We start from the raw sequence: 17898 nt of genomic DNA, 5'->3' as shown, positions 1-17898 counted from the left end.
ATTGTTTACGAGGATCATGAAATGGCATCGAAAGACTTCCACTACGGCTTGGTCGAGGATCAGGACAATGGCGGCCTCGCGTCCGCGAGCAGCGTCCTGCATCCTCTCCACGAGGCTGCTTATCGTCTGGCCGATCTCGGCTTGCGCGAAAAGCGCTCAAAGACCAAGGATCTGATCGGTTTGCTGCTCAGCCACGGCGCGCGCGCCTGGCGCTATTCGCAGCCGGAGGCCAACATCCATCTGCATGTCTCGGCACAGTCCGGCCGGTTCCCCGTCATTCTAAGGCTGCGTTGACGGAAAGGCGCCTGAGATGCCGCTCTATCGCCTCGGGGACAAGGCTCCCGTCCTTCCCGCAGCTGACCGGTTCTGGCTGGCACCCGATGCCCAGGTGATCGGTGACGTGCGTCTGGGAGAGGATGTCGGCATCTGGTTCGGGGCGGTTCTTCGTGGCGACAATGATCCTATCGTGATCGGTGCAGGCACCAATATCCAGGATGGTGTCATGGTGCATACCGACCCCGGCAAGGGTGTCACGATTGGCGAAGGCTGCACCATTGGCCACCACGCCATCATTCACGGCTGCACCATCGGCAACAATTCGCTTGTCGGCATGGGAGCAACTGTCCTCAATGGAGCGCGCATCGGCGATAACTGCCTCGTTGGCGCGAACGCCCTGATTACCGAGTGCAAGAGCTTCCCGGACAATTCACTGATTGTCGGCTCCCCAGCACGGGCGATCAGAGAGCTCGACGCCGCTACTATTGCGGGACTTCGGCTGTCAGCCGAAAACTACGTGCGCAACTGGCGCCGCTTTGCACGGGATCTGCATCCGCTATGACAGCGCCTACCTAGGCCGCGATCTCCGTGCACTCAGCACAAAACCCTCTGATTTCAATCGTCGTCTTTTCAGGCTTGAAGCTGCGCCCACGGGTGATCGTTTCCAGGCGGTGATCGATCTCGTGGTCGTGGAATTCCGTCACATGACCGCACTTGTTGCAGATCATGAAGGCGACGGTGCCATGGCCCGTGCAGCCCTCATGCGGATGGGCGCAGGCGACAAAGGCGTTCAGGCTTTCGAGGCGATGGACCATGCCGAACTCGACCAGCTTGTCGAGCGCGCGATAGACCTGCAGGGGCGCGCGAAAGCCGTGTTCGCGCAACTTGTCGAGCAAGGTATAGGCCGAAAGCGGCCCGTCGGACTGCATGAGCGCATCGAAGACGAGCGACTGATTGCGGGTGAGATCGGTCTTGGTCATGTCATGCCCTCGTGCTGAGGTCGCGAGCCTTGCTGCCAGGACGCGGCAGAAGGCTGACGAGGAAGAGAAGAAGTGCTGCAACGACGATCGACGGTCCCGACGGCGTGTCGTAGGTCAGTGAGCCGAAGAGCCCCATGACAACAGCAATGGCACCGATCAGCGAAGCGAGGACCGCCATGATTTCCGGTGTCGAGGCGAAACGCCGTGCGGCGGCGGCCGGAATGATCAGCAGGGATGTAATCAGCAGAATGCCGACGATCTTCATGGCAATCGCAATGACGAGCGCCATCAGCAACATGAAGATCAGTCGGGCACGTTCGGGCTGCATGCCCTCGGCCTCGGCCAATTCTGCATTAACGGTGCCGGCAAGCAGCGGCCGCCAAAGCCAGGCAATGACGCAGACGACAAACAGGCCGCCGATCCAGACGATGGCGACATCGGTCGGCGTGACCGCGAGAATGTCACCGAACAGGAAGGCGATGAGGTCGAAGCGCACCCAGGTCATGAAGGCCACCATCACGAGGCCGATGGCAAGCGTTGCATGACTTAGGATGCCGAGCAGGGCATCGGCCGACAGTCCCTGACGCTTCTGCAGGACGATCAGGATCAGCGACACCATCGAGGCAACGACGAAGACGCTGACCATCAAATTGAGCGAGAAAAACAGCGAGAGAGCCACGCCGAGCAGAGCGGAGTGAGCCATGGTGTCGCCGAAATAGGCCATGCGCCGCCAGATCACAAAGCAGCCGAGTGGACCCGTCGTCAGGGCGAGGCCGATGCCGGCGAGGATGGCGCGCACGAAGAAATCATCAAGCATGGCCGTGCTCCCGGTCCTTCACCGCCGCCACGGCAGGCGGCCCATCGTGATGATCATGGCCATCATGATGGTGATCATGCCCGTGATGATCGTGATCGTGGCCATGGTGGTCGTGATGGTCGTGATGGCCATCATCCGGGTGGCAGTGGTCGGTGACGCTGCCATCGGCATGGAGCACGCGCCCGTCCGGCAGATGGGTATGGTCATGGTCGTGGCTATAGACGGCGAGCGTCCGTGCTGCCTTGGCACCGAAGAGCTGCATATATTCCGGGCTCTGGCTGACGGCCGCCGGCGTCCCGCGGCAGCAGACATGGCCGTTGAGACAGATGACCGTATCGGTTTCAGCCATGACGACATGCAGGTCATGCGAGATCAGCAGGATGCCGCAACCCGTCGAGTTGCGGATGGAAGTAATCAGATCATAGAGCGCGATCTCGCCGGAGAAATCGACACCTTGGACGGGCTCGTCGAGAACAAGGATATCGGGCTTGCGGGCCATGGCACGCGCCAGCAGAGCACGCTGAAACTCGCCGCCAGAGAGGTGCTGCACCTCGGCACCCGCGAGGTGGGCGATGCCCACAGCCTCGAGAGCCTCTTCTACCTCCGTATTCGAAAGGGGGGAGGTCAGCGTCATCAGACGGCGAACCGTGAGCGGCATGGTCCAGTCAACGCTCAGGCGCTGCGGCACGTATCCGACGCGGAGACCCGCTTTGCGCTCCACCCTGCCCTCGTCTGCCTTGATCACGCCGATCGCCATCTTGGCGCTCGTCGACTTACCCGATCCATTCGGGCCGATCAGGGTCACGATCTCGCCGGGACGGACGGAAAAGTCGACCCCGCGGACCAGCCAGCGTCCGTTTCGGTAGACACCGGCGCCGGTGAGGGACACCAGCGGTGCGGCCTCCCGTGATTTCATCGCATTCATGGAGATCTCAAGATTTTGATGTTGCCTCCCCCTATGCCACACGTTATAGCATAACGCAACTTGGGTAATATTATTACATAACCATCCTCAGGAGCTGTGCATGACCCGCTATCGCCTCGGACTGGCTGCCTCGACGGCGTTTCTCTTTCTGTCTCCGACGCTCGCCTCGGCAGCGCCGGATGTCGTCGTCTCGATCAAGCCTGTGCATTCGCTTGTTGCCTCGATCATGAAGGGTGTCGGTGAACCGTCGCTGATCGTCGAGGGTGCGGCTTCGCCGCATACCTATTCGCTGAAACCTTCCAATGCGCGTGCACTCGAAAACGCAGACTTGGTCTTCTGGGTTGGCCCCGGACTTGAGGCCTTCCTTGAAAAGCCGCTCGAGGCGCTGCCAAAGAATGCCAAGGTCGTCGAACTGGAAGATGCGCCCGGCATCACCAAGCTTCCGTTCCGTGAAGGCGGGGCATTCGAGGGCCATGACCATGACGCGAATGAGGAAGAAGGCCATGCCCACGGGCATGATGACCATGGCCATGAGGAAACCGCCGCCGAGGCCGGCCATGATCATGACCACGGTCACGGGCATGATCACGGACACGAACAGGAAGCCGCCGAGGCTGGTCACGAACATGAGCACGACGACCACGCGCATGGCGGCATGGACATGCATCTCTGGCTCGATCCGACAAACGCCAAAGCCATGGCCACGGAGATCACCAAGAGCCTTGTAGACGTCGACCCGTCGAACAAGGCGACCTACGAGGCCAATCTGACGGCCGTCAGTGCCGAGATCGACGCTCTCGACACGGAGATCGCCGCCCAGCTGAAGCCGGTACTCGAGAAGCCCTTCATCGTCTTCCACGACGCCTATCAGTATTTTGAGAAGCACTACGGTGTGCGCGTGGCCGGTTCGGTGACGGTGAGCCCGGAGACCATGCCGGGTGCAGAACGCCTGTCCACCATCCACGCCAAGATCGAGGAGCTCGGAGCGGCCTGCGTCTTCGCCGAGCCGCAGTTTGAACCCAAGCTGATCGGCGTCGTGACGGAGGGAACCGAAGCCAAGTCCGGCGTTCTCGATCCCGAAGGTGGTGCGCTGGAAGCGGGGCCTGCCCTGTACGGCCAGCTGATGCGCAATCTGGCGACGTCGATCAGCACCTGCTTGTCTCAGTAAACCCATCCCTCCCCCGGGCGACAAAGGCGGGACTTCGGTTCCGCCTTTTTCAGATTCACATTTGTTATGTTATTACATTAAATAGGAGCCTCATGAAAAAGCTACCTGTCACTGTTCTCTCCGGGTTTCTCGGCGCCGGAAAGACGACGCTGCTCAATCACGTACTCGCGAACCGCGACGGGTTGCGCGTTGCCGTCATCGTCAACGACATGAGCGAGGTCAACATCGACGCGGCACTCGTGCGCGGCGGTGATGCATCCCTGTCACGCACGCAGGAACAACTGGTCGAAATGAGCAATGGCTGCATCTGTTGCACGCTGCGTGATGACCTGTTGAACGAAGTTCGCGGCCTCGCCGAGCAGGGTCGCTTCGACTATCTGCTGATCGAGGCGACGGGCATTGCAGAGCCCTTGCCGATCGCCACCACCTTCGATTTCCGCGATGAGGAAGGCCGCAGTCTCTCGGATATCGCACAGCTCGACACAATGGTGACCGTCGTCGATGCCGCCAATCTGATCGGAGACTATTCCTCCAGCGACTTCCTTGCCGATCGTGGCGAGACGGCTGGTGAAAACGACAACCGGACGCTGGTCGATCTGCTTGTCGAGCAGATCGAATTCGCCGATGTCATCATCCTCAACAAGGTCGGCACAGCGACCCCGGATCAGCTCGACGCGGCACGCAAGATCATTGCAGGTCTCAATGCCGATGCGCGGGTGATCGAAACCGATTTCGCCGAGGTGGCGGCAAAGGACATCCTCGGAACCGGGCTGTTTGATCTCGCCAAGGCGGAGACGCATCCGCTGTGGTTCCAGGAACTGCATGGCTTTCGCGATCATGTTCCGGAAACCGAGGAGTACGGCATCCGCTCTTTTGTCTACCGGGCACGAGCGCCATTCGATCCGACACGCTTCCGGGCCTTTCTCGATCGTCCCTGGCCGGGCGTCATTCGCGCCAAGGGCTTCTTCTGGCTCGCTACCCGACCGCATCACGTCGGCGAAATGAGCCAGGCAGGACCGCTCGTCCGCACGACGAAAATGGGGCTCTGGTGGGCATCTGTGCCGAAGTCACGTTGGCCGGACGATCCTGGCTTCCTCGACGCGATGGCACCCTATCTGGACAAGGAATGGGGCGACCGGCGACAGGAACTCGTCTTCATCGGCGCCGATCCAATGGATCAGCGCAGGATCGAAGCCGAGCTCGATGCGTGTCTGGTGGCGGAAAAGAGCTTCACGCCTTCTGCCTGGGAAAGCCTTGCCGATCCCTTTGTGCGATGGGCTTGAGTCAGAGCCTGCCGCGCTTTTGAAGCACAGACAGAACCACGGCCGCGCCGGCTTGACCGGCCGGTCTTTCCGTCTGCAGCCTTTGCCAGACGTCGTCATAGCCCGCGAGCATCGAGGCGCGCTGCGGCGTGTCCGCCGACAGCCGTTCCGCCCAACGGACGAGGCTTGCAGGGCGCAAGACATCGTTGAAGTATTCCGGAATGACCGCGTAGTCGGCGATCAGATTCGGCAACGCACCGGTCCAGATCTTGATACGGTGGCTGAGCATGCGAATGATCCAGTCGCCCTTGTAGGTCGAGACGACAGGCACATGCGCCAATGCCAGTTCCAGGATCACGGTCCCTGAGGCGGCGATCGCGGCATCCGCTTCTTCGAAGGCGCGCCACTTCGCTTCGTCTCCGAGCAAGATCTCGGGTCTCAATGTCCAACTCTGAGTGATCTCCCGGACACGTGCTTCCTGACGCGGCACAGTGGGAAGCACGAAGTGCGTCTCGCCATTGCGAGCGACGAATTCCTTCATGGCTCCACCGAACACCGGCAGAAGCTGCGTGATTTCCGCACCGCGCGAACCGGGCAGGAGAAGGATGGTCCGCTTGTCGCCCGCAGCTCTCACTTCCCTCACCTTGCGTGCTTCCCGTATCCTCAGAATGTCGGCATTGCTTGCGAGCCGATGACCGACGAAATGGGTCTCCGGACCGCCGAGACGCTGCATCACTGACGGCTCGAAGGGCAGAACGGCGAGAACCGCATCGACATAGGCGAGCATGGCCTTGGCGCGATATTCCTTCCACGCCCAGACGCTGGGGCAGACATAGTTCACGACCGGCAGATCCGGCAGCTTCTGCCGAACCTTCCTGGCCACGCGATGGGTGAAATCGGGACTGTCGACGATCAGGAGCAAGTCCGGCTTGGCCGCAACAATCGCATCGGCTGTCCAGGAGATCAGCTTGATCAGCCGGGGCAGCTTCGACAGCACCTGGGTAATGCCCATGATCGAGAGTTCGGAGAAGTCGAAGAGTGACTTCAATCCTTGAGCCTCAAGCGCCTCACCGCCGACGCCGACGAGTTCGACCGGCCCTGAATGCAACGTCTTCAGATACGCAACCAGATCTGCACCCAGGAGATCGCCGGAGACCTCACCGGCGATGACGGCAATCTTCAAAGGTTTGTCCGACATATTGCCTACTCCTTGCGCGAACGATCCAGACCGACGACGAACAGACCGGCAGCATCTGCCGCCGCAATCATCGCCTCACGCTCGACAACCAGCGCGCGGCCGGCTTCAACCGCTATGCCGGCAAGCCCTGCGGCCTTGGCATTCTCGACGGTCGAGACGCCGATGGTCGGCAGATCGGCCCGCAGATCCTGCTGCGGCTTGCAGAGTTTGACCAGAACGCCCTTGCGGCGCCTGGAAATTCGCCCCTCTGCGCGCAGACCCTGGACACGTGAGAGCATTGCGTCGGTGCCCTCGACACCCTCCAGCGCCACGATGCGGCCGCCGACGGCAACAGCACCCTGCCCTACATCCAGCCGGCCCAGGGCTTCGGCGGCCTCTGCCGCCTTTTCAATGTCACGCTCGTCATCAGCATCGGGAGATACGGCACCAAGCGGTCCGACCGTCGCCAGCAATCCCGGCAGGATCTCGTGGGCGCCCAGCACTTCGCAGCCCTGTGCTTCGATCAGCGAGATGACCATGCGCAGCACAGCATCGTCGCCGCCGGCCAACAGCGTTTTCAACGCCCTCGGCAGCTTCAGCAATGATTTCAGATTGACCCGGATTTCGCCGAAAGCCGGTCGGCGCTTGACCGCACCCGACATGACGACCCGGCGAATGTCGTGCTGGCGAAAAAGAGCCGACAGGCCGGCCATGTCGCCGACGCCGATGACGGCGTTTTCAAAGCCCTGCCAGATATCATCGGCCTCGTTCTTCAGCCTGAGAACGAAAGGATCTTCGCCGGCTGCCCGTGCTGCTTCGGCAAGAAAAAGCGGTAGCTTTCCACTGCCGGCAATAATGGCCAGGCGACCGGTCCGTGGCAGGCCGTCCGGTTGAGCGGCCGCCGTCATCACTCAGTTCTTGCCGCGATTGGGCGAGGACAGTGCCCGATCGCTTTCGGCGGCGATGAAGTCGAGGATTTCGATCACAGGCGCGCAATCCAGATACTCGTCGCGAATGGCGGCCGCATTGGTACGGGCCGATCCTTCGCTTTCGAAGATCTGTTTGAAGGCGCGACGAACCTGGTGGATCACCGAGCGCTCGATACCGGCGCGGGTCATGCCGACCACATTCAGGCCGCCGAGAATGCCGGGATTGCCGTTCAGCATGCCATAGGGAATGACATCGTAGGCAACGGCGGACAAACCACCGATGAATGCCTGACGGCCGATACGAGTGAACTGGTGCACGGCGCAGCCACCGCTGAGAATGGCTTTGTCACCGACGTGAACATGGCCGGCCAGCATGACGTTGTTCGACAGGATGATGTCATTGCCGAGAATGCAGTCATGGGCGACATGCGAATTGGCCAAGAACAGGCAGCTGTCGCCGACGCGGGTGATACCGCCACCGCCGACCGTGCCGCAGTTCATTGTCACACCTTCACGCATGGTGCAGTTTTCACCGACGACCAGCGTGGAATCTTCGCCCGCCTCGTGCAGACTTTGCGAGACACCGCCGATCACGGCCATCGGGTGGATCTTGGTGCCGGCGCCGATTTCGGTCAGACCGGTGACAACAGCGTTCGAAACGAGCTCGACGCCGTCTTTCAGCGTCACGCGCGACCCCACCCGGCAAAACGGACCGATCCGGACATTCTCGCCGATCACCGCGCCGTCTTCGACCACGGCCATCGGATGGATGACGGCGCTTGCGGCAATCTGGCTCATTTCTGATCCTTGCGCATGATCATCGCACCAATGTCGGCCTCGGCGACCAGAGCTCCGTCGACCTTCGCGTCGCAATGGAATTTCCAGATATTGCCGCGCTGCTTCTGCTTGACGACATGGAATTCAACGCGGTCGCCAGGAACGACCGGCTTGCGGAACCGCGCGTTATCGATCGTCATGAAATAGACGAGATTTCCGCCCTCACCCTGAAGCCGAGCACAGATGGCGCCGGCGGTCTGGGCCATGCCTTCGATCAGAAGGACGCCCGGCATGATCGGGCTTTCCGGGAAATGTCCGGTGAAATGCGGTTCATTCGCCGTGACATTCTTGATGCCAATGGCGGAATTGTCGCCGTCAATCTCGATGATCTTGTCCACCAGCAGGAAGGGATAGCGGTGAGGCAGAAGCTTCATGATCTCGAGGATATCAGCCGAACCCAATTCGCTCTTCGCGAGTTCAGTCATTGCTGGTTCCTTTTTCCTTGGCGCGGCTGTCGTAGCGGCTGAGCGTATCGGCCACCTCGCGCAGATAATCCTTCAACGGGCGGGCTGGAACGCCGCCGTATTTCTCACCGGGCGGCACCTCGGCCAGAACGCCGCTCATGGCGGCAATCTGAGCACCATCGCCGATCTTGATATGGCCGTTGATGCCGGCAGCACCGCCAATCATCACGCCATCACCGATCACCGTACTTCCGGCAATGCCGACCTGGCTGACGATGCCGCAGTGGCGGCCGATACGAACGTTGTGGCCGATCTGGACGAGGTTATCGATCTTTGTCCCCTCACCGATCACGGTGTCGTCCATCGTGCCGCGATCGATCGTGGTGTTGGCGCCGATCTCGACATGGTCCTGGATGATCACGCGACCGATCTGGACGATCTTCAGCATGCCGCGAGGACCCGGTGCGTAGCCGAAACCGTCCTGTCCGATGCGGGCACCGTTATGAATGATGACATTGTTTCCGACGAGAGCGACCTGGATTGTCGCGCCACCTGCAATCACGCAGTCGCGACCGATCCGAACACCCGGACCGATCACCGCACCCGGGCCGATCCGCGTACCACTGCCGATTTCGACATCAGCGCCGATCACGGCCATGGCCTCGACTTCGACACCATCTTCGAGCTTCGCTGTCGGATCGACATAGGCTGCCGGTGAGATCCGAGCCGGCTCCGTCGTCATCCTGATGGGCTTCAAGGCCGTCGGATGCAGGATTGCGCCTGCAAGCGCGAAAGCGGTCTGAGCGCTCTTGGCGAGAAGAACTGGAATATGCGCGGGAATGAGCGAAAGAAGCGGCTTTTCGCAAAATATTGCAGCAGCCTGGCAGGTTGCCAGCTCTTCCTTGTTGCGACGGGAAAGGATGTAGCAGACATCCGCTTCCTTCGCTCTTGAGACCGGCGATACGGACCTTACGATCCGTCCGCCGTGGCTCTCGTCCTGCAATTCCGCCCCCGTCTGGGCTGCAAGCGCAGCCAAGGTCACCCCGGCATGGGGCGGAAAGAAATGATTATGGTCCATCAGCAAACGCTCCAGAACGTCAACCTGTCAGCAGTTCTGGACAGCCAGTCTTAGAACTGGTTCGCCATGCTGAAACGGAATTCCTGGGTATCGTCGAAGTCTTCCTTGGCGACCGGAACCGCGTAGTCGACACGAAGCGCACCGAACGGCGAGTTCCAGATCACGCCTGCACCAACCGACGCACGGAGCGACATGTCGGTACCGACGGCGCCCGGCTGGTTGCGCAGGTCGCTGCCGTAGAGCGTACCGGCATCTGCGAAGACCGCACCACGGAAACCGAGGTCCTGGGGCACGAGCGGAAGCGGGAACGTCGCTTCAGCCGAGGCGGTGAAGTAGGTCGTGCCGCCGATCGAGTCGCCATTGATGCGCGGGCCGATACCGCTGTTGTCGAAGCCGCGGATTTCCTTGCCGCCGATCTTGAACTGATCGAAGACGTTCAGGTTGTCACCGAGGGCAACGACATGGCCGGCCGAACCAGCGAGCGAGCCGACGATGTCGAATTCGTCAGACAGCGTGTAGAACGCGCGAGCGCGGACAAATGCCTTATAGTATTCGGAGTCACCGCCGAGGCCGGCATATTCATGCGTAAAGCTCGCATAGATGCCTTCGTGCGGGTTCTGACGGTCGTCAACGGTGTTGTAGACGATCGAGTGACCGAGGATCGACTGCTTCCACGTGCTGCCCGTGATCGCATCGATGTAGGGAGCTGCCACCCGGTTATCAGTACCGGTAGCAAGGCCGTCCGGACCAAAGGCACCGTCGTTGATATAGTCGAGTTCCTTGTAGGTGTAGCGCAGCGTCGTCGCCAGATCTTCAGTGATCGGCGCAGTGACGCGAACGGTACCGCCCTGCTCTTCGTAGTCGTAGTAAGAGTTCGCGCTGGTCGAGCTCTTGAACACATCAAAGCCGGCAGCCAGGCGATAACCGAGGAAGTAAGGCTCGGTGAAGGAGAAGTTGTAGGTCTGCGTCTCATCGAAGCCACCACCAGCGGCAACGCGGATGAACTGACCACGACCGAGGAAGTTCTTTTCCTCGACGGAGGCTTCGAGAACCAGGCCACCGTCACCGACGGAGTAGCCGGCGCCGATACCGAACGAACCGGTCGGCTGATCCTGAACGTCGACGATCACGACGACGCGGTCCTGCGAGCTGCCAGCCTGGGTCGTGATGTTGACCGAAGAGAAGAAGCCAAGGGCTTCCAGACGACGCTTGGCGCGCGAGATGGTCTCCTGGTTGAAGGCGTCGCCTTCGGAGATATCGAATTCGCGGCGGATGACGTAGTCACGAGTACGAGTGTTGCCACGCACTTCGATGCGCTCGACGTAAGCGCGCTCACCCTGGTCGACCAGATAGGTCACGCCGATGGTGTTTGTTTCGAAGTTGCGGTCACCGCGCGGAACGACGCGAGCGAAGGGGTAGCCGGCCGACGACACGCGGCGGGAGATGGCTTCCATCGACTTCTGGATCTCACGGGCGCTGTAGGTCTGACCCTCGCGGGTCTCGAGAAGACCCTCAAGCTCCGCACCGTCGATGCCATCAACGGTCGATTCGACCGATACGGCGCCGAAGCGATAGCGCTGACCTTCGTCAACAGTGATATTGATCGTGTATTCGTTACCGGTCTCGTTGAGGACGGCTTCAGACGAGATCACGCGGAAGTCGGCGTAACCGTGGTTGTAGTAGAACTGGCGCAGCGCTTCTTCGTCCGCGCGCAGCTTGTCCTCGTTGTAGACGTCCTTGCGGGTCAGGAAGGACAGGATGCCCGATTCCTTGGTCTGCAGGACGGCGGCCAGACGGCCGTCGGAATAAGCGTTGTTGCCAACGAAGTTGATCGAGCTGATCTTGGTGCGCTCACCTTCGTTGATGACGAAGGCGAGGTTTACGCGACCTTCAGCAACCGGAACGACCTGCGTCGTCACCTCGACATCGGAACGACCGATGGCGGAATAGGCTTCGCGGATACGCTGGATGTCGGCGCTGATCAGGCTGTCGCTGTAAGGACCCTGGCCCTGCGTCTGAACTATGCCCTGGAGCTTGTCGTCCTTGATCTTGCGGTTGCCGTTGAAGACCACCTGATTGATCAGCTGGTTTTCAGCAACCGTCACCACCAGCGTCCCGCCGGAAACGGAGATCTGGACATCGGAGAAGAAACCGGTCGCGTAGAGGCGCTTGACCGATTCATCGATGTCGGCATTGGAGAAAGTCCGACCCGGCTGGATCGAAAGGTTGGAGCGCACAGCCTCAGGCCCAACACGCTGAGCTCCGCGTACGTCGATACGCTGAACCACTGCGGCTTCGGCAGCAATTGCCGATGCAAGAACGGCAATACCTGCGCCCGAAGACACGACACCAGCAGACAGCGCGACCGCCGATACTGCGTTCAAAAACTTTGAACCAGCCTTCATGTGTATACTTTACCTTCTTCCATTGCCCCGTAGTCGGCACCCGACTCCGGCCCGTGTGTGGTTTTAACGGGTTTTACCCTACAAGCAAGTGCGTGCGTTAATTTCTGTTTACTTCATTTCAACGCGTGGCCCAATCGCCACTATCAATTTGAAACAGCGTAAACAAATCCTTTCGCGACCTGCGTGCTCCCGCCTAGCCAATCAACCGGCTGATATCATTCCAAGTGGCGAAGACCATCAAAGACAAGATCATCGCCATGCCGATCCGGAACGCGATTTCCTGTGCACCCTGCCCCATCGGCTTCCCCCGCACTGCCTCAATCGCGTAGAGAACGAGATGGCCGCCGTCAAGGACCGGAACTGGGAACAAGTTCAAAAGCCCCAGCGAAACGGAAAGAACCGCGGCCAGATTTAACAGAGCGATAACGCCGAGCGTCGCCATCTGACCAGAGGCCTGAACGACGCGAACCGGGCCGCCGAGCTGATCGGCATTCATGCGGCCGGCAATCATGTTGCCGATATAGTCGAAGGTCCCGGTGACGATGTGCCCGGTCTGGCGCACGCCTTCCCAGACGGCCTCAAGCGGGGACAGCTCCACGATCCGGAAATTGCCGGCCTGCTGGTCGGTGATGATACCGATCTGGCCGACTTCCATTTCATTGCCGAATCGATCGCTGGTGACGGCACGCTTGGGGGTCAGGGCGAAATCGATCTCCTGGCCCTCGCGCCTCACCGTCACTTCCACCGGGATCTCCGGGCGCATGGTGATATAGCGGACGACATCGTCGAAAGTCTCGATCATGCGGCCGTCAAGCGCGAGCAGGACGTCGCCACGCTGGATGCCAGCCTCTTCCGCAGCACTGCCGGCCTTGATGTCGGCGACGACAGGATCCGATACGGGCTTGCCCATGGTGGCGAACATGCCGGCGAAAATGACAATGGCCAGCAGGAAGTTTGCAAGAGGACCCGCGGCGACGGTGACGGCGCGCTTCCAGAGCTTGGCGCCGTTTAGGGTCTGGGCACGCTCTTCCTCGGTCAACTCTTCTGCAAGAGAGCCGTCCGGACGGCTCGCAGCATCCGCATCCCCGTAGAACCGCACGTAACCGCCCAAGGGAACCGCGGAAAGTTTCCAGCGTGTCCCGTGCTTGTCGGTATAGCCTACGAGCTCAGGACCGAACCCGACGGAAAACGCCAGAATGCGTATTCCCGACCAGCGCCCGGCCAGATAGTGACCCATCTCATGAATGAAGACGAGCAGTGACAGAATGAGAATGTAAGGCAGGATGTATCCGCCGAGAAAGCCGAAGACTGCGCTGATGTGATCCATCTGTCCGTTTCCTGCACTCGCTTCAGCGAGAATTTATACCCGTCACCTGAGGCCCACCATCCGCCTCAGAGACCGAAGAGGAAGGCGCCCATCGAGACGACGGTGCCGACACCGCCGGCAGAACTGCCGATCGCCAAGAAGAACGCGGCAAAACAGGCAAATACAAGGCCATCGACTCGGTCCATGACCCCACCATGCCCCGGTATGAGGCGGCTCGAATCCTTCACGCCGAACCGGCGCTTGATGAATGATTCGAAGAGGTCACCGATCTGGCTTGCGACCGACAAGGCGAAGGCGACGACCGCAACCCAAAGCCCGACATCCTGGAAATGTGCCATCGCGATCAGAACGCCGCCGATGACGCCGGCCACCGTGCCCCCGATTGCCCCCGACCAGGTCTTTCCGGGGGAGATCTTCGGCGCAAGCTTCGGTCCGCCGATCGCCCGTCCGACAAAATAGGCAAGGATGTCGGTCGACCATACGACGATGAAGACGAAAAGCATCGCAACGAAACCGAGCGAATCTTCGCCGCGGATAGCCGACAGCGAGATGGTGCTCAGCCCCGCGTAAAGCAGTCCGCCCGGCTGCCACCAGTTCACACGGCGCAGAAAGGCCGGGATTGCCGCCGTGACCACCAGGCCTGCAAAGAGCGGCACGGTAAATTCCGCCTGCCCGAACAACATGTTGAGGCTGATCACCGCCATCGAGAACCAACCGAAGGCATTCGCCCGGATATTGCTTTCCGCGAGCCGCGTGATCGTCGACCATTCGTAATAGATCAACAGGCCAATGCCGGCAGCCACCAGCTTGAAGGAAAGTCCGCCAAACCAGGTTGCCGCGAGAACCACCGCGATCATGACGATGGCGGAAACGATTCTGAGCTGAAGTTCTCGCGACATCGTAAGCGTCATGAGCCGACGGCCACGGCTTTGGCCGAGAGGCCGCCGAAGCGACGGTCGCGGGCAGCATATCGCTCGAGCACGGAATCAAACAGTGCCGGCGTGAAGTCCGGCCAGAAGTCCGGCACGAACATCAATTCGGCATAGGCCGCCTGCCACAGGAGGAAATTCGACAGACGTTCCTCTCCGCTGGTGCGGATCACCAGATCGGGATCGGGGATGCCCGCAGTATCCAGGCAGTCGTTGAGTTTGCCTGCGTCGATCTGCGACGGTTCAAGCCGGCCCGCCTGCACGTCGGCAGCCAGACGCGCGGCGGCGCGCGCAATTTCGTCACGTGACCCATAATTGAAGGCGATCACGAGCGTCATGCGGGTGTTATTGGTCGTGGTCTCTTCGGCTTCCACGAGCAGCGAACGGATATCGTCACGCAGGTTGACGCGATCGCCAATGATCCGGATACGGATGCCGGCCCGATGCAGATCGGCGAGATCGCGGCGAATGAATGCCTTGAGCAGACCAAACAGTTCGTTGATCTCAGCCTCTGGACGACGCCAGTTCTCCGAGGAGAATGCAAAAAGCGTCAGAAAACCAACACCTGCCTCGCCGGCAGCCTTCACGGTCTCGCGGACAGTCTCAACACCCTTGCGATGGCCAAACGTCCGGGGCAGGCCCCGGGCGTTTGCCCAGCGACCATTGCCATCCATGATGATCGCAACATGCTGCGGAACGATGCGATGTTGAACTGTCGACATTGGCGAGGATCCAGGCGGCGTTAAGAGTGCTCGAGCGAAACGACTCTGCCTTAAACCTGCATGATTTCCTTTTCCTTCTCCGCGAGCAAGCGGTCGACATCGACAATCGTCTCGTCGGTCATCTTCTGCACCCGCTCCGACTGGCTGCGGCAGTCATCCTGACCAATCGTGCCGTCCTTTTCGGCCTTCTTCAGGCCGTCCATACCGTCACGGCGGACGTGGCGGATAGCGACCTTGGCCTTTTCGGCGTAGTCGTGTGCCACCTTGACCAGCGACTTGCGGCGCTCTTCGTTGAGTTCAGGCAGCGGAATACGCAGGTTCTGGCCATCCACGATCGGATTGAGGCCGAGATTGGCTTCGCGGATCGCACGGTCCACAGCGCCGACCATGGACTTGTCCCAGATCGAAACACCGAGCATGCGCGGCTCCGGCACCGTCACGTTGGCGACCTGGTTCAGCGGCACGCGCGAACCATAGGCTTCGACTACGACCGGATCCAGTACGTTGGCGGAGGCCCGGCCGGTCCGCAGCGATGCGATGTCGTTCTTGAACGCGTTGATCGCGCCGTCCATGCGGCGCTTGATGTCGTTGAGATCAACCCCTGCGGTCATCATGGTTCTCCCATTGCTCTGTCAGTCGACGGCATCAGATCGCCGCCATTCATGTGAAATCAGTTGTCGGTAACGATCGTCATACGGCCAGCGCCGGACAGAATTTCGCCGAAACCACCCTTCTCGTGGATCGAGAAGACGATGATCGGAATATGGTTTTCGCGTGCCAGTGCAACGGCGGCGACGTCCATGACGGCAAGGCCCTTCTGCAGGACCTCATCATGGGTCAGGCTGTCGAAGCGGGTTGCGGCGGGGTCCTTCTTCGGGTCGGCCGAGTAGATGCCATCGACCTGGGTGCCCTTGAAAATGGCCTGTGCGCCGATTTCGGCTGCGCGCAGGGCAGCGGCAGAATCGGTGGTGAAGAACGGGTTGCCGGTACCACCGGCGAAGATCACCACCCTGCCCTGAGCCAGATGATGGAGAGCGGCGCGCTGCGAGAAGCTTTCGCAGATCTCGGGCATGGCGATGGCCGAGAGAACCACGGTGTCGATGTCGAGCTTGCGAAGCGAGGTTGCGAGAGCAAGGGCGTTGATCACCGTTGCCAGCATGCCCATGTGGTCGCCGGTGACGCGATCGCCACCCTTCGACGCGACGGCCACGCCACGGAAGATGTTGCCACCACCGACAACGACGCCGACTTCCACGCCCATGCGGCGGGCTTCGGCGATGTCTCCGGCGATCCGGTCGGCCACTGCCACATCGATCCCGAATCCCTGGCTACCCATGAGGGCTTCGCCCGAAGCCTTGAGGAGGACGCGCTTGAACAATGGCTTGGCTGACATGAATGCTCCCGAGATCAATTCTGTGCCGGATACACGAAGGGCACCGCGTTGTCACGCGATGCCCGATGTTTTCCCTCGAAGAAGGGTAACTGAGATCAGCCCTTGGCGACGGCAGCCACTTCAGCGGCGAAGTCGCTCTCTTCCTTCTCGATGCCTTCACCGAGGAGAAGGCGGGCCATGCCGGTCACTTCGATCGGGGCGCCAGCATCCTTCTCGGCAGCCTTGATCGCGTCGCCGACGGTCAGTTCAGGATTGATGACGAAAGCCTGCGAGAGAAGGGCGACTTCCTCGAAGAACTTGCGCATGCGGCCTTCAACCATCTTTTCGATGATGGCGTCCGGCTTGCCCGAAGCGCGGGACTGCTCGATGAAGACGTTGCGCTCGCGCTCGGCAACAGCGGCATCGACTTCTTCCGAACGGATGGCGAGTGGGTTGGTCGCAGCGATGTGCATGGCGACCTGGCGGCCGATGGCAGCAAGCACGTCCTTGTTGCCGGTCGACTTGAGCGCGACGAGAACGCCGAGCTTGCCGAGGCCTTCAGAGGCGGCATTGTGGATATAGGTCGCGACAACACCGTCTTCGACCGAGAGCTTGACGGCGCGGCGCAGCGTCATGTTCTCGCCAATATGGGCGATTGCGTCCTTGATGGTGTCGGTGACGGTCTTGCCGCTGGCCGGATAGGTGGCAGCGCCGATCGCCTCGACGGAACCGTCGGTGCCGATGGCAACCGAAGCCACACCGCGGACGAGGTCCTGGAAGGCGTCGTTGCGGGCAACGAAGTCGGTTTCGGAGTTGACTTCAACAACGACGGCCGAGGTACCGGCGCCGTTGATGCCGATCAGGCCTTCAGCAGCCGTGCGGCCCGACTTCTTGTCGGCCTTGGCGATACCCTTGGCGCGCAGCCAGTCGATGGCGGCTTCGATGTCACCGTTGTTTTCGGTCAGAGCCTTCTTGCAATCCATCATGCCTGCGCCGGACTTTTCGCGCAGTTCTTTTACCAGTGCTGCAGTGATTTCAGCCATTGTGTGCCTCTTGTCTGTTCAGGCGGACGATCCGTGGCTTTGGGCGAACGGAGGACCGCTATGTTGGGGACGAAATGTACCCGGATGTATGACAACGTGATGAAGCAGGTCACCACGGAAACAATCGGCCGTCTTCGACGCCCTCTCGCCTATGGCAAGCGGCATCCGGAAGAACGGAGACCGCCCGCTGCTCGAAGAGCGCACAGGCGGCCATTCCCTTGACGGGAAAAGCGGCGGGAGCCCGCCG

Annotated in this window: 19 protein-coding genes; 4 read left to right on the top strand and 15 right to left on the bottom strand. The window is 60.7% G+C overall.

Annotated elements, in window-relative coordinates:
- The first annotated feature begins 21 nt into the window (after positions 1-21).
- Positions 22-294: a hypothetical protein gene (locus IP85_RS02165; RefSeq protein ID WP_054148032.1), complete on the top strand. Its 273-nt coding sequence runs from the start codon at positions 22-24 to the stop codon at positions 292-294.
- 16 nt (positions 295-310) lie between these two features.
- Entirely contained in the window at positions 311-838 is a 528-nt protein-coding gene (locus IP85_RS02160; protein WP_054148031.1) for a gamma carbonic anhydrase family protein, read from the top strand.
- A gap of 10 nt (positions 839-848) precedes the next feature.
- Here IP85_RS02160 and IP85_RS02155 read toward each other — a convergent pair whose 3' ends face one another.
- The 3 genes from IP85_RS02155 to znuC are packed head-to-tail and all read right to left on the bottom strand — an operon-like array spanning position 849 to position 2998.
- Positions 849-1256, bottom strand: coding sequence for a Fur family transcriptional regulator (locus IP85_RS02155; RefSeq protein WP_054148030.1), 408 nt, complete (start codon positions 1254-1256; stop codon positions 849-851).
- A gap of 1 nt (position 1257) precedes the next feature.
- Complete coding sequence (gene znuB / locus IP85_RS02150) at positions 1258-2073, bottom strand: zinc ABC transporter permease subunit ZnuB (RefSeq protein WP_054148029.1); 816 nt, start codon at positions 2071-2073, stop codon at positions 1258-1260.
- Positions 2066-2998, bottom strand: coding sequence for a zinc ABC transporter ATP-binding protein ZnuC (znuC, locus tag IP85_RS02145; RefSeq protein WP_054148028.1), 933 nt, complete (start codon positions 2996-2998; stop codon positions 2066-2068). Before znuC ends, znuB begins: the two co-directional genes overlap by 8 nt.
- A 100-nt stretch (positions 2999-3098) precedes the next feature.
- On the opposite strand from znuC, the gene znuA reads away from it, so the two are divergent.
- The gene (gene znuA, locus IP85_RS02140) at positions 3099-4166 is read left to right on the top strand and encodes a zinc ABC transporter substrate-binding protein ZnuA (protein WP_153762134.1); all 1068 of its coding nucleotides are present in this window, start codon (positions 3099-3101) and stop codon (positions 4164-4166) included.
- A 92-nt stretch (positions 4167-4258) separates the two neighbouring features.
- A complete protein-coding gene (locus IP85_RS02135; protein ID WP_054148027.1) occupies positions 4259-5449 on the top strand; it encodes a GTP-binding protein in 1191 nt (396 codons plus the stop codon).
- 1 nt (position 5450) lies between these two features.
- Here the strand turns inward: IP85_RS02135 and lpxB are convergent, their stop codons facing one another.
- From lpxB to tsf, 12 genes are all read right to left on the bottom strand, one after another.
- Positions 5451-6626: a lipid-A-disaccharide synthase gene (gene lpxB, locus IP85_RS02130; protein WP_054148026.1), complete on the bottom strand. Its 1176-nt coding sequence runs from the start codon at positions 6624-6626 to the stop codon at positions 5451-5453.
- A gap of 5 nt (positions 6627-6631) precedes the next feature.
- Entirely contained in the window at positions 6632-7513 is an 882-nt protein-coding gene (locus tag IP85_RS02125; RefSeq protein WP_054148025.1) for an LpxI family protein, read from the bottom strand.
- A gap of 3 nt (positions 7514-7516) precedes the next feature.
- Positions 7517-8332: an acyl-ACP--UDP-N-acetylglucosamine O-acyltransferase gene (gene lpxA, locus IP85_RS02120; RefSeq protein ID WP_054148024.1), complete on the bottom strand. Its 816-nt coding sequence runs from the start codon at positions 8330-8332 to the stop codon at positions 7517-7519.
- Positions 8329-8796 carry a 3-hydroxyacyl-ACP dehydratase FabZ gene (fabZ, locus tag IP85_RS02115; protein ID WP_006728455.1) on the bottom strand — a complete coding sequence of 156 codons (468 nt, stop codon included), beginning with the start codon at positions 8794-8796 and terminating at the stop codon, positions 8329-8331. The genes lpxA and fabZ overlap by 4 nt, the downstream gene beginning before the upstream one ends.
- Positions 8789-9853: a UDP-3-O-(3-hydroxymyristoyl)glucosamine N-acyltransferase gene (lpxD, locus tag IP85_RS02110; protein WP_054148023.1), complete on the bottom strand. Its 1065-nt coding sequence runs from the start codon at positions 9851-9853 to the stop codon at positions 8789-8791. The genes fabZ and lpxD overlap by 8 nt, the downstream gene beginning before the upstream one ends.
- Positions 9854-9903: 50 nt before the next feature.
- Entirely contained in the window at positions 9904-12258 is a 2355-nt protein-coding gene (gene bamA, locus IP85_RS02105) for an outer membrane protein assembly factor BamA (RefSeq protein WP_054148022.1), read from the bottom strand.
- 193 nt (positions 12259-12451) lie between these two features.
- Positions 12452-13585 (bottom strand): RIP metalloprotease RseP, encoded by a 1134-nt coding sequence (gene rseP / locus IP85_RS02100; protein WP_054148021.1) that lies wholly within the window; start codon positions 13583-13585, stop codon positions 12452-12454.
- Positions 13586-13650: 65 nt separating this feature from the next.
- On the bottom strand, positions 13651-14484 hold the full coding sequence (locus IP85_RS02095; protein ID WP_054148130.1) for a phosphatidate cytidylyltransferase: 834 nt from the start codon (positions 14482-14484) through the stop codon (positions 13651-13653).
- An 8-nt stretch (positions 14485-14492) separates the two neighbouring features.
- Positions 14493-15236, bottom strand: a complete 744-nt coding sequence (locus IP85_RS02090; protein ID WP_054148020.1) for an isoprenyl transferase — start codon at positions 15234-15236, stop codon at positions 14493-14495.
- A gap of 50 nt (positions 15237-15286) precedes the next feature.
- Positions 15287-15847 carry a ribosome recycling factor gene (frr, locus tag IP85_RS02085; RefSeq protein WP_054148129.1) on the bottom strand — a complete coding sequence of 187 codons (561 nt, stop codon included), beginning with the start codon at positions 15845-15847 and terminating at the stop codon, positions 15287-15289.
- Positions 15848-15906: 59 nt separating this feature from the next.
- Positions 15907-16629, bottom strand: a complete 723-nt coding sequence (pyrH, locus tag IP85_RS02080) for a UMP kinase (RefSeq protein WP_054148019.1) — start codon at positions 16627-16629, stop codon at positions 15907-15909.
- Between the two features lie 95 nt (positions 16630-16724).
- On the bottom strand, positions 16725-17651 hold the full coding sequence (tsf, locus tag IP85_RS02075; protein ID WP_054148018.1) for a translation elongation factor Ts: 927 nt from the start codon (positions 17649-17651) through the stop codon (positions 16725-16727).
- Between the last annotated feature and the right edge of the window lie 247 nt (positions 17652-17898).

It is taken from the genome of Rhizobium sp. AAP116 (assembly GCF_001295785.1).
Taxonomy (GTDB): Bacteria; Pseudomonadota; Alphaproteobacteria; order Rhizobiales; family Rhizobiaceae; genus Allorhizobium.
Note: the sequence above shows the minus strand (reverse complement) of the source record. Positions and strands in the feature narration are given on the sequence as shown.

Excerpts from the sequence above, each read along its gene's own strand:
- IP85_RS02160 (WP_054148031.1), top strand. The coding sequence starts at position 311 with ATGCCGCTCTATCGCCTCGGGGACAAGGCTCCCGTCCTTCCCGCAGCT.
- lpxA (WP_054148024.1), bottom strand. The coding sequence starts at position 8,332 with ATGAGCCAGATTGCCGCAAGCGCCGTCATCCATCCGATGGCCGTGGTC.
- frr (WP_054148129.1), bottom strand. The coding sequence starts at position 15,847 with ATGACCGCAGGGGTTGATCTCAACGACATCAAGCGCCGCATGGACGGC.
- IP85_RS02125 (WP_054148025.1), bottom strand. The coding sequence starts at position 7,513 with ATGACGGCGGCCGCTCAACCGGACGGCCTGCCACGGACCGGTCGCCTG.
- IP85_RS02095 (WP_054148130.1), bottom strand. The coding sequence starts at position 14,484 with ATGTCGCGAGAACTTCAGCTCAGAATCGTTTCCGCCATCGTCATGATC.
- lpxB (WP_054148026.1), bottom strand. The coding sequence starts at position 6,626 with ATGTCGGACAAACCTTTGAAGATTGCCGTCATCGCCGGTGAGGTCTCC.
- znuB (WP_054148029.1), bottom strand. The coding sequence starts at position 2,073 with ATGCTTGATGATTTCTTCGTGCGCGCCATCCTCGCCGGCATCGGCCTC.
- rseP (WP_054148021.1), bottom strand. The coding sequence starts at position 13,585 with ATGGATCACATCAGCGCAGTCTTCGGCTTTCTCGGCGGATACATCCTG.
- IP85_RS02155 (WP_054148030.1), bottom strand. The coding sequence starts at position 1,256 with ATGACCAAGACCGATCTCACCCGCAATCAGTCGCTCGTCTTCGATGCG.
- tsf (WP_054148018.1), bottom strand. The coding sequence starts at position 17,651 with ATGGCTGAAATCACTGCAGCACTGGTAAAAGAACTGCGCGAAAAGTCC.
- bamA (WP_054148022.1), bottom strand. The coding sequence starts at position 12,258 with ATGAAGGCTGGTTCAAAGTTTTTGAACGCAGTATCGGCGGTCGCGCTG.
- znuA (WP_153762134.1), top strand. The coding sequence starts at position 3,099 with ATGACCCGCTATCGCCTCGGACTGGCTGCCTCGACGGCGTTTCTCTTT.
- fabZ (WP_006728455.1), bottom strand. The coding sequence starts at position 8,796 with ATGACTGAACTCGCGAAGAGCGAATTGGGTTCGGCTGATATCCTCGAG.
- pyrH (WP_054148019.1), bottom strand. The coding sequence starts at position 16,629 with ATGTCAGCCAAGCCATTGTTCAAGCGCGTCCTCCTCAAGGCTTCGGGC.
- znuC (WP_054148028.1), bottom strand. The coding sequence starts at position 2,998 with ATGAATGCGATGAAATCACGGGAGGCCGCACCGCTGGTGTCCCTCACC.
- IP85_RS02165 (WP_054148032.1), top strand. The coding sequence starts at position 22 with ATGGCATCGAAAGACTTCCACTACGGCTTGGTCGAGGATCAGGACAAT.
- IP85_RS02135 (WP_054148027.1), top strand. The coding sequence starts at position 4,259 with ATGAAAAAGCTACCTGTCACTGTTCTCTCCGGGTTTCTCGGCGCCGGA.
- IP85_RS02090 (WP_054148020.1), bottom strand. The coding sequence starts at position 15,236 with ATGTCGACAGTTCAACATCGCATCGTTCCGCAGCATGTTGCGATCATC.
- lpxD (WP_054148023.1), bottom strand. The coding sequence starts at position 9,853 with ATGGACCATAATCATTTCTTTCCGCCCCATGCCGGGGTGACCTTGGCT.